The organism is uncultured Clostridium sp. (assembly GCF_900547735.1).
Classification (GTDB): Bacteria; Bacillota; Clostridia; order Lachnospirales; family Lachnospiraceae; genus Otoolea.
The window spans coordinates 1-14932 of sequence record NZ_URHZ01000023.1 but is presented as its reverse complement, the minus strand read 5'-3'; the positions used below and the strand labels follow the sequence as shown (position 1 = coordinate 14932).

Genomic DNA, 14932 nt, shown 5'->3' with positions numbered 1-14932 from the left:
TATGAATCCGGATTTTTCCGGTGCACGCCTCCTCCCTGCTAATAACCTGCGCCGGCTGACAATGCATTGCTATATTCAGCATCCGTTCTCGTTGGCAAACTGGCTGTTATACAGTTTCGCGTAAAGTCCGTTCCGGGACATAAGTTCCCTGTGGTTTCCCACTTCCCTGATGTCTCCGTCCTGCATGTACAGAATCATGTCTGCATCCTTGATCGTGGAAAGCCTGTGGGCTATTACAAAACTGGTCCGCCCCTTCATGAGAACCGCCATGGCCTCCTGAATCAGTACTTCCGTACGCGTATCTACGGAACTGGTTGCCTCATCCAGAATCATCACGGGACTGTCTGAAAGAATCGCCCTCGCAATAGTAAGAAGCTGCCGTTCGCCCTGTGCCAGATTCGCCGCTCCCTCCTGCAGCCTGAATTGATATCCGCCCGGCAGGGTATGGATGAATGAGTCCGCTCTGGCCGCCCTGGCTGCCCTGGCCACCTCCTCATCCCCTGCATCCAGTCTGCCGTACCGGATATTTTCCATGATACTGCCGGTAAACAGCCATGTATCCTGAAGCACCAGGCCAAAAACAGACCTGAGCTCCATACGGTTCATCTCTTTAATATTAATGCCGCTCACGCGGATTTCGCCGTCGTTCACATCGTAAAAACGCAGCAGCAGATTAATTAATGTAGTTTTACCCGCACCCGTAGGACCTACAATGGCTACCTTGTTTCCTGGTTTTACTTCCAGGTTCACATCGTGCATAAGGGTGTGGTACGGCAGGTACCCAAATCTTACATGCCTGAATTCCACAGAACCATCTATAGAATCAGGGACTGCCGGATGCTCCGGTTCCGGACTCTCTTCCGTCTCGTCGATAAATTCGAAAACCCTGGCGGCTGCCGCTGCCGTAGACTGAAGGATATTGGCAATCTGAACGGTCTGGTTGATGGGCTGTGAAAACTGTCTCAGATACTGGATAAAGGACTGTATCATGCCAATCGTCATTCTATTATCAATTACAAAAGCCCCGCCCACAATTACGACAAACACATACCCCAGATTTGCCATTCCCTGGGTAACAGGCATCATGGTGCTGGACATAAACTGAGATTTCCAGCCGCTGTCATACAGGGTTCTGTTGGTTTCCTCAAATTCATCTACCGTCTCTTCTTCCGTGCCATAGGCGCTGACAATGGTATGCCCTGTATACATTTCCTCCACATACCCATTCATCTCTCCAAGCGTCTCCTGCTGAGTCTTAAAATACTTCTGTGAAGCTCCTGCTATCTTCATTGAAAAAACAAGGGCAAGGGGTACTGTCACAATGCCGATCAAAGTCAGCATGGGACTGATAAAAAGCATCATGGCCAGAATACAGATAACGGAAGTCACCGCCGTCACAATCTGCTCCAGACTCTGCTGCAGGCTGTTGGATATGGTATCTACATCATTGGTAATACGGCTGAGCACATCCCCGTAGGTATTCGTATCAAAATAGTTCAGGGGAAGTTTCCGAAACTTCCGGTCGATGCCGTTCCTCAAATCACGGATTGTTTTCTGGGAAACCCTGACAAGAATAACCGTGCTGACATACTTGAAAACCGCGTACAAAATATAAATGGCGGCCAGCAGAATCAGAGTGGCGGCAAAACTGCGTATCTGACTGTATACCGGCTCCCCGCCTGTTACGAGACCCGCCAGCGCATCCGTTGCCCTGCCCAGTACAAACGGCCCGAAACTGTTAAACAGAGATGAAAGAACGATGCAGATGACGGAGACGGTTAATCCTTTCCGGTAAGGCCCCATGAACCGAAGCAGGCGCCTGAAAACGGCATTAGAATCCGTTTTTTTATTGTGTATACTAGATTTCATCTTTCTCCGCCTCCTCACGGGTAAGCTGGGAATATACAATCTCCCGATAAACCTCACAGCTTTTCATCAGTTCCTCATGTCTGCCCTGTCCTACGCATCTGCCGTCTTCCAATACCAGAATCCGGTCCGCATTTTTAATGGTACTGACTCTCTGTGCCACCAGAATCACGGTGGCATCTCCGGCTTCCGACAGCAGGGCCTTTCTCAGCGCCGCATCCGTCTTATAATCCAATGCGGAAAAACTGTCGTCAAAAATATAGATTTCCGGTTTTCTGGCGATTGCCCTTGCAATTGCCAGACGCTGCCGCTGTCCTCCCGATACGTTGGCGCCTCCCTGTGTTATGGGAGCGTCAAATCCCCCCTCCTTGGCCGTCACAAAATCATAGGACTGCGCAATCCTCACCGCATGCTCCACATCCATCTGATCCGGATACCCCAGACCATACCCCACATTTTCAGCAATGGTACCCCTGAACAAAAATGCCTTCTGCGGTACCAGCCCTATCTTTTTACGAAGGACTTCCAGACTGATCTCCTTTACATTCACCCCGTCCACCAGGATCTCCCCCTGCTGTACGTCGTAAAATCTGGGAATCAGATTGACCAGTGCAGACTTTCCGCTTCCCGTAGAACCGATAATCGCCGTAACTTCCCCCGGGGAAGAATCAAAGGAAATATGAGAAACCGCCGGTTCATCCGCGTTGGGAAAGGTAAACGACACGTCCCGGAAGGAAACATATCCTTTTACATCCGTTTCCGTTACGGCATCCTCACGGTCAGCCACAGCGGGAATTGTGTCAAGCACCTCATTGATCCTCCCGGCAGAAACGGCTGCCCTGGGATACATGACAAATATCATGGACAGCATCATCACCGACATCATAATCTGCATCACGTACTGTATGACGGCAATAATATCTCCAATGGGTATTGCCGTATGGATGTTAATAATCCGGTAACCGCCAAATGCAATCAGAGCTACCATGGTTGCGTACAAAATCAGGCTCAATCCGGGAATCATAATCCCCATGACACTGTTCATACGGATGGTATTGATCATAAACTCATCATTGACCTTATGGAATCGCTGTTCCTCAAACTGTTCCGTTCCAAACGCCCTGGCAACACGGATTCCAGTCAGTTTCTCCCTGGTAACAAGATTGATCTCATCAAGTTTTTCCTGCATTTTCCGGGACAGCGGAGAAGCCAGGCGGGCAACAATCAGGACAAAAGCAATCATGACCGGAAGAGAAAAAATCAGTATCATGGACATGGCCGCACTTTTAGCCAGAGCCAGTACTACCCCGCCGATACACATAACAGGAGCCATCAGACAAACTTTAAGAAGCATATTCATAAAAGTTTGAACCTGAACCACATCATTATTAGTTCTGGTTATCAGGGATGATGTGGAGAAACCGTCGAATTCCGTCTGGGAATAATACTGTACCTTCCTGAATACTCTGCTTCGCACATTTCTGCCAAAACCAACCGATGCAAGAGACGCAAAAAAACCGGTTCCAACGCTGCATATGACGCCCAGCAGGACGAACAGCAGCATGGTTCCCCCGATTGAAACAACTCGGACTTTATCTCCGTCCGGGATTGCAGTATTAATAACCTCTGAAAGATACATGGGCAGGGCAAGATTTGCGGCCACGGAACCAATTACAGTCAATACCAGCAGCAGAATCGCCCATTTAAACAAAAACAGTTCCTTATACATTTTTTTCATGCCGTACCTCCATCGTATATCTGGTCACATTATGCGCCGTTTTCCGTTAATAAATACCTGTGCGCAGGCGCTGTAAAAGCGGATCCTGCGGAACGTTATAAAATTATTTTCATCTGTTTGAAAGGGTTCACCACCCCCATTCGTATTATTAATGAAATGAATGAAAGAAGGAGATTGAAAATAATGAAAATCAGAACTATAATGGCAACAGCAGCAACTGGGATCGTATTAGTATTTGCAGGCAGCAGCCTGGCGTTTGGAGCCGAGTGGAGCTGTCCGAGAGGATACGAAGACTGTACCGGTTATGAATACTGTACCACTCATGACCACGGAGACTGTGAGGGCCACTGGTCCGAGGACGGAAACTGGGTGTGCCCCGACGGTACACATAGCTGGTGCGCCTCCTCAACTGCAGGTTCTCCGGCTGCTTCAGCCTCCGGCAATTCGGACGGCAGAATTTCAAACGGTCATCACAGTGAAAGCGGGAACCGCAGCGGCCATCACAACAGGCAGGGCTGCGGCTCACATCACAGATAAAAATTACTTCATGGAGAAACAATGCGGCAGGAATCGGATGTAGAGCAGACAATCGGCCAATATGCCGATATGGTGAAGCATATCTGCTTTGTCTATATGAAAAATGAAAGCGATACGGAGGACGTATTTCAGGATGTATTTTTGAAATACGCCCTTTTTTCCGAACCCTTTCAGTCCGAGGAACACAGAAAAGCCTGGCTGATCCGAGTGACCGTCAACCGGTGCAAGGATGTGCTGCGCAGTTTTTTCCGCCGCAATACCTGTTCCCTGGAGGAGGCCATGGCCACGGCGGCGCCGGACGGTAACGAACATTCCGAGGTTCTGGAGGCCGTGATACAGCTTCCTGAAAAATATAAAATCCTGATCTATCTGCATTATTACGAGGGATATTCCTCCGTGGAAATCGCAGGTATTTTACATAAGAATGTCAATACGGTATATACGCATCTGGCAAGAGCCAAAGCGGAACTGAAAAACAGACTGGGAGGTGAGGAAGGTGAAACAGAAGATCCAAAACGCATTTGACGCCGTTAAATGTGATGATGCGCTGAAAGAACGCACACGCGCGGCTGTTGTCGGCGGAATGAGAAGAAAACAGCAGAAAAAAACGCACAGGAAACACCGTTTCACCTCACCCGGAATGAAATGGGCCATCTCCGCCGCCTGTCTCATGCTTCTTGTGGGAAGCGGGTTCGGAGGCTACAAGCTCTATTATACCGAGGCCGCCACCATCAGCATTGATGTCAATCCCAGTATTGAACTGGATATCAACCGCTGGGGAAGGGTCGTGGACGAGGTTCCCTACGGGGCGGACGGAGAAAATGTGCTCCAGGAAGTCTCCCTGAAGCATCTGGAATACGGGGAGGCCATGGAACGCCTGCTGGGCAGTGAGGCCATGCAGTCTTATCTGAAAAATAATGCCGTGATATCCGTCACCCTGGAAAACAGAAATGGAAACGGCCGGCTCCTGGAAAATCTTCAGGATTCCGTAGATACGGCCTTAGAACAGTGCCACGGGAATGTAACTGCGGAATATGCCAGTGTAGACAGCCATATGTGCAGCGAGGCACACAGTCATGGTATGTCCGTCGGCAAGTATTACGCCATCCAGGAACTTCTGGATGTGGATCCCATGGCTACCCTGGATGAGTTCAAGGATAAATCCATGAAAGAGATCAAGGGGCATACGGAACATTGTGAGCACAGGGCGGAACAGAATGAAGAACGTCCCGGCGGACAGAAATATCAGGACGAAACCGCCAGTTCTTCCGAGGACGGCTGCCTCCCGGACAGCCGTGGGAAATGCCATAATAAACATCATAAGGAGCACAATTGACAGATGGAATGCAGCGGCCAGGCCCAAGTTCATAAATGGGTGGTTTCAAGGAATGGCAAAAAAAGCACCGGGACCATAACCGGCCCCGGTGAAAATCTGAAAAACTCTGCTTTACCTTATTTCTCCTCTTTTCCATATCCCAAAAGAGGCAGTATATTCATCGGATGATCCAGTATCACCAGTGACGCCTTCTCATCCAGATAGTGCTTCTGCTTATGGATAATGACCAGATGTCTTCCCTCAAAATACTGGATGTAATGATGGAACACTTCGGAAGCAAGGGTCGTCCCCAGCAGCAGTAATGTATCGGCTTTTGTAATTTCCTCCGTGGTGCTTGTCATCTTCTGGCTGTCCACCATCTCTCCGAACAGAGAAATCATCGGCCGGACGGGAATCCTGCAGTCTTCGCAAAGCGGTACGTGTTTTGCATTCATTATGTAGGAAACAGGGTATTCTTTCCCGCATCTGGGACACTGGTTCTGATAGATGCTTCCATGCAGGTTGATTACATGTTCGCAGCCGCCCCTGCGCGGCTTGTCATAAATATTGCTGTTGATCACGCTCTGAAGTCTGCCCGCCCGCTCCATGGCCGCCAGTGCCGGACCGGTGGCGGTGTCATGCGGCATACGATGAAGCATTTCACTTTTGTAAAATTCAAAGAACTGTTCCGGCCGTGTATTATAGAAGGTAGCCGAATACAGCTCTTCCACGCAATGGCCATAGCGGCTTTCTATGTCGTAGGCTTTATCCTGCTTTTTTATTCCTGTAAATCCGCCCTCCTCCATCATGCCGGAGCCGCAAAGCGCCACAGTGTACGTACTTTCTTCCAGAATTCTCTTTAGCCGTTCAATTTTTTTCTTCATAGCAATGCCCCCTTCGGTTCTATTACCTTCTTTTATTATAACATTTTGCTATATCACCTGCAAGCCTGGACAAGAATTGGATCAATGGCCCGGCATCAATCGCCTCAAATCCGATGAATTCCACGAAAAGAAGGGCGCTGTATCTATGCAGACAGCGCCTTTCCTTCCATATCATATTCTTTTACCTGAACCACTCTTTCATCGTATCCAGCACCTTCACCAGTTCCTGTTCCGTGATTATATAGGGAACCATCGCATACATATAATTTAAAAACGGACGGCTGAATACGCCGCGTTCGTATGCAAACTGCTGATATCCGTCCAGTACGGCGGGATCATAGACTTCCACACAGACACAGCCTCCCATGATACGCACTTCTTTTACACGGCTGTCCTCAAAGCCCTCCATTTCCCTTCTGGTAACGGCTGTAATCCGGCTGATCTTCGATATGTAGTCCTCTTTTTCAAAAAGCTCGATAGACTTTAACGCCACACTGCAGGCGAGAGCATTTCCCATGAAGGTAGGTCCATGCATCAGCGCCAGGGCGGGATCGTCGCCGTAAAAGCCCTGATATACCTTGTGGTTTGCCACCGTAACCGCATGTCCTATATATCCTCCCGTCAGTGCTTTTCCCAGAACAAGGATATCCGGACATACCAGATCTGCAACAAAACGGAAGCCGGTCCGCCCAAATCCGGTGGCAACTTCATCAAAAATCAAGAGCACATCGTATTCGTCACACAGCTCTCTCGCCCGCTCCAAGAATGAGATATCATACATCTGCATTCCTCCCGCTCCCTGAAGCAGCGGCTCCACGATAAAACAGTTCAGTTCGCTATGATGCTGTTTAAACGCTTCCTCCAGGGCGGGAATCTCCGTTGGGATATGTATAACATCCTTTTTCTCCCCGAATGCAAAATGATAATCCTCGTCGTCTCCCACTTCCATGGCCTTAAACGTGTCGCCGTGATAAGACCGGGTCAGGGACAGGACCTTATCTCTGGTCTCTTTGCGGTTTGTATTGAACTGCAGCGCCATTTTAAGAGCCACTTCCACCGCCACACTCCCGGAATCGGAGTAAAAGCAGTAATCCAGATCCCCGGGCAGCCACTCCTTCAGCTTTTCAGACAGCTTTTCCACCGGCTCATGGGTCAGTCCCCCCAGCATGACATGGGCAAACCGGTCCGCCTGGGATTTAATCGCCTCCGTAAGCACCGGATGCTTGTAACCGTGGATAACACTCCACCAGGAAGAAACGGAATCAATCAGTTTCTGGTCCTCCGTGTATAGATAAACACCTTCCGCATTGATGATTTTATAGGGCGGTTTCATTGTTTTCATCTGCTGATATGGATACCAAATCATATTTTTTTACCTTCTTTCCTATTCGTACAGGGATGCCAGTTCGTCTGCGTCCATGTCGAGCTCCGTATCACCGTCTTTGACGCAGACCAGCACCTTAAGTCCCGTCATGTATTCGCACATCCTCCGATTATCCTCCTCCATCACATTTCCTGCATGGAAATGGTTGAAAATGATTCCTTTCACCGGAATATCATGGGCCCGCATATATTCGCAGGTGAGGACCACATCGTTAATTGTGCCGAGTCCCGCATCTGCGATAATCAGGCAGGACAGCTTCAGTTCTCTGATAATATCCTCCAACTGGATTTTGGCCTCATCAAAGCAGACCGGACATACAATACCGCCGCTCCCTTCCATCGTTACATAGTCGTAATTGCGGCAGACAGCCTCAAATCCCTCCCTGACCACCTGAAGCCGCACCGGATTTCCCTCGATTCTGGAGGCAAGATGGGGAGAATACGCAAGCTCATACACATAAGGACACATTTCCTTGAGCGGCTGGGCAATTCCCGAAACATTCTTGACGGTCCATGCGTCACCCGGAATCAGATTCCCGTCCCCGCCGCGGCTGTTCCCGCTCATGGCCGCTTTATAATATGCCGCGCTTCTCCCGCTTTGGTTCAGCTTTTTCACAATCAGGCCCGTCACAAAGGTTTTTCCAATGTCTGTTCCGGTTCCTGTAATAAAGATACTCTTGCTCATATTCAGTTCACCTCATTCTGTAATGTTTCAATTTCTTTGATGTTATCCGCTCTCTTTTAACCTTATCTCATTCTTTTCATTACCGGCTGGACCCGCTTAACCAGATAAGCTGCCAAAATGCATAAACAGATATCTCCCGGGACTGCCAATATGAAACAGTAAAGAAACAGCGGCCATACTCCTATCGGTGTGTTTATCACAAAATTACAGATAATATAGTAATAAATCATCCCCACGCCATAGACGATAAAAAGCCCCGTAAAATTTGCTGCCAGAAGTCTTTTCATTGTCAGCGGATTTCCGTGTTCGGCCATCTTTCCCGTCACATAACTGGCCAGACAGAAGCCGATCAGATAGCCAAAGCTCGGCTTTAAAAGATACCAGATTCCGCCGCCCTCCGCGAAGATAGGCAGTCCCGCCAGCCCAAGCGCCATATACAGAGCCACACTGACCGCCCCGTTTTTGCCTCCCAGCAAAAGCCCCGCAAGCATGGTAAATAGAAACTGCAGCGTAAAAGGCACCACAGGCACCGGAATTTTGATAAACGCACCCACTGCGATCAATGTTGTAAACATCGCCGTATAGGTCAGATTCAATACCGGTGAATACCTCAGGGGTTTTTCTGCTTTTTGTAACATGTTCTCCTCCTTTAATTCCTGTTTGATAAGATCATCTAAATGTAAACTCTTTTTATATTTTAGTTTACATTTAAATAAAGTTTACCAATTGCAGGCCAGATTGTCAACCTTATATTTAAATAAGTTAACATTGCTATATCCGATGTCTGAAAATATCTTCTGGGGTTTGACATTGGTTTCAGTATTAGAATTAGAACCTGCTTTTAATTTGATGCTGGATTCGGTATAGAGTTAAAATCGGTTTAGATTTGGTGCCGGATTCGATATAGAGTTAGAATCGGCTTTAGATTTGGTGCCGGATTCGGTATAGAGTTAAAATCGGCTTTAGATTTGGTGCCGGATTCAGCATAGAGTTAGAATCGGCTTTAGGTTTGATGTTGGATTCGGTATTAGAATTAGAATCACGAAAAGTGCTGCCGGCACGGAATTCACAGCAGCACTTTTCGAAGGGGATGAACATGGAAAGCAATCTCGTTTTCTTTCTGTTCTTCCTGATTATTGCATCGGCTTCCTCAAGGTCTTCGCATATGGATATTGAGTCACCTGCATCGTAACCGGATGCATAATCTATGGCTCCCTTACCATTCCCTCGTGGGCCAGCTCCAAACTCTCAACGGCAATCTCACAGGAGTCCGCATTGAAATCAGGCGCCGAATATTTAGTAGGCCATGCATTAATAATCTTCCACACCGCCGCTACATTCTGCATCTCATCGAGCAGGCTTACGGTCACGGTCTTTCTCTCCACCTCACCGGCCGTCCCCTTCTCAATCCAGCCGCAAACGGCTTTTCCTTCGATTATCCCATTCTTCAGGGTGATATCACCGTATTTACGCAGTCCCGCCACTCTCATCGGAGCCTCTCCCGCTATATCTCCCTTCCTGTACTCAATCGGTTCTACCGCCGCGTCGAAACCGGAAACCTCACTGAACCTTCCTGCCTCCATTCCATCGATTTCCAGCTTAAAACGGAATTTCGCCCTTGGGTATACTGCCATAATAATGCTCCTTCCCTATTTCCTTTTTCATTGTTTTAAAAACTATTGCTCTTTCAACGCTCCATTGCCTCCTCTTGCTGCCTGGAATCACCCATTCTTTGGGTAATTCTGAAAGTTACAAATTCAGCAGGTCTGACAGGAGCAACTCCAATCATGCAGATTAGCCTTCCATTGTCAATATCATCCTGAGTCATTGTGCTTTTTCCTATGTTGACATAAAACGCCTCAGCAGGTGAAGCTCCCACAAGGGCTCCGTTTCTCCAGAGGCCGGTAAGGAATACCTCAATGGTTCTCTGGACCCTGATCCAAAGTGTTTCATCGTTCGGCTCGAATACTGCCCAGTTTGTATTGGCTTTTATGGATTCCTCTATAAAAATAAAAAGGCGCCTCACATTGATATACTTCCATGTTGCGTCGCTGCAGGCCGTCCTGGCCCCCCAGACGCGGATTCCCTGTCCCGGGAACGACCTGATTAAATTGACACCCGCAGGATTCAGAATGTCCTGCTCCTCCTTCGTAAACTGTATGTCCAGACCCACGCAGGCCCTGACCACCTCATTGGCCGGCGCTTTATGGACGCCTCTCGTATTATCGCTTCTGGCATAGATTCCACTCACGGAACCGGATGGCGGTATCTGGATATTTCTCTTGTCCAGCGGATCAAAAACAGTCAGCCACGGATGGTAAAGGGCTGCGTAAGCCGAATCGAAGATATCCCTGTGGCTCTTTATATCCTGTACCGTTCCGGCATCCTGCGGAATATCAAGGACGGCAAAACGGCTGGCCAGATTCTCACAATGAGCCACAAGAGAAAGCTGCACCTTGGGATCGGTGACTCCCGGGACCGACATGATGGATACGACATCATTATCGAGAAAGGCCTGTATTCCGGTTCTCTTTCCGGCGCCTTTATCCGCGCCGATAAAATCATCTGCCTTCATTCCCAGTACAGTTCCATTGCTCCCTCCGGAAAAACTGATGGACACTGCGTCCTCCTGTCCTTCCAGCAGACGTTCAAATGGAGTTTTTATCTCCTCTTGCGTCTCCCCCATATACTTGACGGACACGAGATTGGATTTGGCCGTCCCCGTCTCCACAAAGTTCGGCGCTTCCCCGTTAAATGAGAGATTATCATAGTTCTCCATCTGGTCCTCATAACGGACTTCCATGGAAAATTCACAGGTGGAGATAATCTTCTCGGGTAAGAGGCTTTTATCCACCACATCCTCTTCAAACTCTTTCTCAAAGATCAGAATATTATCCTGACTCTTAACCACCCGGTTTAATACCGTCCCCGTTCCGTCATAAAATGCAACGACGTCTCCTTCCCTGAAACCGGCTCCGTTCTTGACGGAATAGCACTTGCCGGATGCCGTCTCAACCACCTCTAAAATCTGGGTTTTCGCCTTGCTGGATGGAACTATGGACACCTTGATGCCGTTCCCCCAGAGTCCCGGATCTTTGGCTTTCAGCAATAAGACAGGGGCATCCCCTGCCGGCGCGGCTCCTTCGGCGCAGACTGCATCCTGCGGCGCCGCCCTCATCACAAAACAACGCGCCCCTCCGTTGAGAAAGAAATACTCCACAGCATAAGCGAGAAACCTATAATTTCCGAACCCATCCGCCGGAAGATAATCTCCATAATTCCTCCTAAATTCCGAAAAAGTTGTAATCATCCTGGGAAGTCCTTCAACCGGCCCTCTCTCGGCCACACCGATAAAACCGGCCGTGCTGGTTTCAACGCCCTCCATCGGTCTTACGCCGGACTCAAACTCCTCCACATAGACACCTGGTGATAAATACTCTGCCATATTCTTCTCCTTTCTTCCTCTTTCTATTTATTCCCATAAGAGACGGCGTACCGTAAATCACTTCTCCCTGTTCCAAAGCCGGCTGCAAGATCAATTCACCGGTAACAGGAAGAGAATTCAGAGAACAAGGCGAAGGCGGAACCAGCCGTTCCCGGCCTGGTATCTCAGATACGCATGGTATTTCTCTGCAAAAGCCTCAATGCTCTGTGTCCCCAGACCATGCCCCGCCTGCTCCGTGACCGGCCGCCCCTTTTCTTCATCGATTCTCACCGTGCCTGTAAATGTATTGGCAATTTCCAGAAAAAACTGCTTTCCCTCCGTTCTGCCTCTGACTTTTATCACGCGCTCCTCTCCCTCGGGAATCTTACGACAGGCGATGCAGGCGTTTTCAAGCGCATTGGAGATAACAACGGCAAATTCGATCGGATTATTCTTAAGCGTTTCAGGAAGTGCCAGCAGCACATCGTACCGGATACCGCCGTTTTCGGCGCGGCCCTCATATTCCGACAAAATGGCGTCAATCAGGATATTTCCAGTATAGGTCCGGCACTTTTTATTGGCCGACTCTAAGGACAGTTCCAGGGAGTTCATCAGTTTTCCCGCCTCCTCCAGATCACCGTGTTCCACGCAGGCCGATAAAAGCATGATATAGTGGCGCATATCGTGGCGGAGAATATCCAGCTCTTTTCCCGATTCCCTGACAATTTCAAGCTGTTTCTGCAGAGAAAACATCTGCGCCTGCAAAAGATCATAGCCGGATTTCATTCTGTACTGCTCCTGTATACTGCAGAACGTAAAATACAGCACCAAATAGATGATCCCGGCCGCAAAACAGAGAACCAGCCCAATCATCTTCACCTCCCGGTCATGGTACATATTTCTCGACCACAGCACGCCTCCCAATAAAATACAAAACATAACGGGTATGGCGGACAGCCTGTGCCAGCCCGTTTCGATCCCCTCCATGACCGTAAAAAAGGGACGGCGGAAATATTGATAGGTAACGATCAGCATAAACAGATAGACGGCACATTTAATCAGCAGTCTGTAAGCGATAACCGTAGTGCCGAAAATCTCCGCTATGGCGTTTCCGATGAACATAGACAAAGATACGCTGAAGCAGATAAAGATAGATTTTCCTCCCTGATACTTGGGAAGAAACAGGTAAAGAAACAGCAGGGTGGTAAAGTTGAGCACGGACACAATATCCCTTGCCCTGTTGACCCCCATGCGGCTGCAAACCAGAAAATCCAGCGCCAGCAGAGCCAGAATTGAGGCTGCGCCGATAACTACGGTTTTCTTGCGGGAATAACGCCACTCTTTCGTCAGCATATAAATCTGGAAAAAGGATAAGGGTGTGGTAATCAGGGTATTGCAGATTTCAAATAATTCATTCAGCGTCATGATTTTCCCCGTTTCTTCATCGCACTTGTCTGTCATTTTATTCCATTATATCTTTTCAGGAAGACACTGGCAAGTCTTTCACCCGGAGGCTTTTTATTCCCTCCGGAACGGTGGGGGATTTTTCCATACAAAAAACTCTGCATCCCAATCCGGTGCAGAGTTTTTTCTGTGTTTCAGTCTGTATTTAACTATCAAGCGCTGCCGTCCGGCACGGAAATAAAAAATTCTCTTATTCCCCAAGGGCCTCAAATTTATTTACAATCGTCAGCAGCAGTTCCACTACCTTGTCCATGGACTGGACCGGAATGAATTCAAATCTTCCGTGGAAGTTATAACCGCCCGTGCAGAGATTCGGGCATGGAAGTCCCATATAGGACAGCCTGGCTCCGTCCGTTCCTCCGCGGATCGCAGAGATTTCGGGAGTGATGCCGTTCTCCTCCATCGCTTCTTTCGCAATGTCGATCAGGTATTTGTAAGGCTCGATTTTTTCCTTCATGTTATAGTAGGAATCTTTTATCTTGACTTCAACGGTTCCCTCGCCGTATTTTTTATTCAGGTAATCTCCGGCTGCGGCAAATAATTCCTTTTTCTGCTCAAACTTCTGCATATCGTGATCGCGGATCAGATAATCCATCTTGGCATTCTCCACGTCTCCGGCAAACTGATCGAGATGGAAAAATCCCTCATATCCCTCCGTGTACATCGGATTCTCAAAAACAGGAAGCAGGCTCTGGAATTCCATTCCGATTAAAACGGCGCTCTTCATCATGTTCTTGGCTCCGCCCGGATGGATTCCGACACCGCGTACATAGACACGTCCGGATGCCGCGTTGAAGTTTTCGTACTCCAGCTCTCCTAAAGGACCTCCGTCCACCGTATAAGCCACATCCGCCTTAAAACCTTCCACATCAAAGAAATCAGCGCCTCTGCCAACTTCCTCATCCGGAGTGAAACCAATCTGGATTGTGCCGTGGGGCACTTCGGGATGCTCTAAAAGCCATGCGGCCATTGTCATAATCTCGGCTACGCCTGCCTTGTCGTCACCGCCAAGCAGCGTTGTTCCGTCCGTTACAATCAGGTCTTTCCCTTCACAGTCCACCAGGAACGGGAAATCCTTCACTCTCATGACAATATTCTTTTCCTCATTCAGGACAATGTCGCCGCCGCTGTAATTCTCTACGATTCTGGCCTTCACATCCTTGCCGGACAGAGCCGGAGAAGTATCCATATGGGCGACAAAACCCAGAGAAGGCACTTTCTTCTCCGTAGTTGCCCCGATTGTCGCATAGACGTAGCCGTTCTCACTCAAACGGACATTGGATGCTCCCATCTCTTCCAGTTCCTTCACCAGCTCTTTTGCCAGCACGAGCTGTTTCTCCGTGCTCGGAACCTGCTCCATCTCATCTTTTGACTGAGTGTCAAAGGAGACGTACTTTAATAAACGATCTGCTGCTCTGCTCATACCTTCACCTCATAGTTTTTATTTAAAGAAATTCCATATATTACGGTTATCGCTGCAATTTGCTTTCCCGCCGGAAACACGGTCCGCGAACGGCAGCTTATGTCCACACACATCAGATATTATACTACATATTTCTTCAGGAAAAAAGGGATATTAGAGATTTAATTGAGATGCGAGGACGCCTCTGTAAGACGGCGGACGGGGTGGTGGGAG

General features: G+C 48.6%; 13 protein-coding genes. 3 read left to right on the top strand and 10 right to left on the bottom strand.

Translation table 11 applies throughout. The annotated features are described in order from the left end of the window. Positions 1 to 75 precede the first annotated feature (75 nt). Both QZT18_RS09365 and QZT18_RS09360 read right to left on the bottom strand, forming a co-directional pair. On the bottom strand, positions 76 to 1869 hold the full coding sequence (locus QZT18_RS09365) for an ABC transporter ATP-binding protein (protein WP_294147003.1): 1794 nt from the start codon (positions 1867 to 1869) through the stop codon (positions 76 to 78). Next, the gene (locus QZT18_RS09360; RefSeq protein ID WP_294147001.1) at positions 1859 to 3604 is read right to left on the bottom strand and encodes an ABC transporter ATP-binding protein; all 1746 of its coding nucleotides are present in this window, start codon (positions 3602 to 3604) and stop codon (positions 1859 to 1861) included. Before QZT18_RS09360 ends, QZT18_RS09365 begins: the two co-directional genes overlap by 11 nt. Positions 3605 to 3787: 183 nt before the next feature. Between QZT18_RS09360 and QZT18_RS09355 the strand changes: the two genes are divergently transcribed. From QZT18_RS09355 to QZT18_RS09345, 3 genes are read left to right on the top strand one after another with little or no spacing between them, the layout of a single operon-like run. Beyond that, the gene (locus QZT18_RS09355; RefSeq protein WP_294147000.1) at positions 3788 to 4141 is read left to right on the top strand and encodes a hypothetical protein; all 354 of its coding nucleotides are present in this window, start codon (positions 3788 to 3790) and stop codon (positions 4139 to 4141) included. Positions 4142 to 4162: 21 nt separating this feature from the next. Continuing rightward, positions 4163 to 4666, top strand: coding sequence for an RNA polymerase sigma factor (locus QZT18_RS09350; protein WP_294146999.1), 504 nt, complete (start codon positions 4163 to 4165; stop codon positions 4664 to 4666). After that, on the top strand, positions 4638 to 5477 hold the full coding sequence (locus tag QZT18_RS09345; RefSeq protein WP_294146998.1) for a hypothetical protein: 840 nt from the start codon (positions 4638 to 4640) through the stop codon (positions 5475 to 5477). The genes QZT18_RS09350 and QZT18_RS09345 overlap by 29 nt, the downstream gene beginning before the upstream one ends. Before the next feature lie 116 nt (positions 5478 to 5593). On the opposite strand, the gene QZT18_RS09340 is transcribed toward QZT18_RS09345, so the two are convergent. The 8 genes from QZT18_RS09340 to pepT form a co-directional block, all read right to left on the bottom strand. Beyond that, complete coding sequence (locus QZT18_RS09340) at positions 5594 to 6340, bottom strand: Sir2 family NAD-dependent protein deacetylase (RefSeq protein ID WP_294146997.1); 747 nt, start codon at positions 6338 to 6340, stop codon at positions 5594 to 5596. Between the two features lie 181 nt (positions 6341 to 6521). After that, on the bottom strand, positions 6522 to 7706 hold the full coding sequence (gene bioA, locus QZT18_RS09335; RefSeq protein WP_294146996.1) for an adenosylmethionine--8-amino-7-oxononanoate transaminase: 1185 nt from the start codon (positions 7704 to 7706) through the stop codon (positions 6522 to 6524). 18 nt (positions 7707 to 7724) lie between these two features. Further along, positions 7725 to 8408, bottom strand: coding sequence for a dethiobiotin synthase (gene bioD / locus QZT18_RS09330; RefSeq protein WP_294146994.1), 684 nt, complete (start codon positions 8406 to 8408; stop codon positions 7725 to 7727). Between the two features lie 62 nt (positions 8409 to 8470). After that, positions 8471 to 9046: a biotin transporter BioY gene (locus QZT18_RS09325; protein ID WP_294146992.1), complete on the bottom strand. Its 576-nt coding sequence runs from the start codon at positions 9044 to 9046 to the stop codon at positions 8471 to 8473. A gap of 567 nt (positions 9047 to 9613) precedes the next feature. Beyond that, positions 9614 to 10042: a phage tail protein gene (locus QZT18_RS09320; protein ID WP_294146989.1), complete on the bottom strand. Its 429-nt coding sequence runs from the start codon at positions 10040 to 10042 to the stop codon at positions 9614 to 9616. A 53-nt stretch (positions 10043 to 10095) separates the two neighbouring features. Next, positions 10096 to 11853, bottom strand: coding sequence for a phage tail sheath subtilisin-like domain-containing protein (locus tag QZT18_RS09315; RefSeq protein ID WP_294146988.1), 1758 nt, complete (start codon positions 11851 to 11853; stop codon positions 10096 to 10098). 117 nt (positions 11854 to 11970) lie between these two features. Continuing rightward, the gene (locus tag QZT18_RS09310; RefSeq protein WP_294146986.1) at positions 11971 to 13257 is read right to left on the bottom strand and encodes a sensor histidine kinase; all 1287 of its coding nucleotides are present in this window, start codon (positions 13255 to 13257) and stop codon (positions 11971 to 11973) included. 229 nt (positions 13258 to 13486) lie between these two features. Further along, the gene (gene pepT, locus QZT18_RS09305; protein ID WP_294146984.1) at positions 13487 to 14719 is read right to left on the bottom strand and encodes a peptidase T; all 1233 of its coding nucleotides are present in this window, start codon (positions 14717 to 14719) and stop codon (positions 13487 to 13489) included. Positions 14720 to 14932 lie beyond the last annotated feature (213 nt).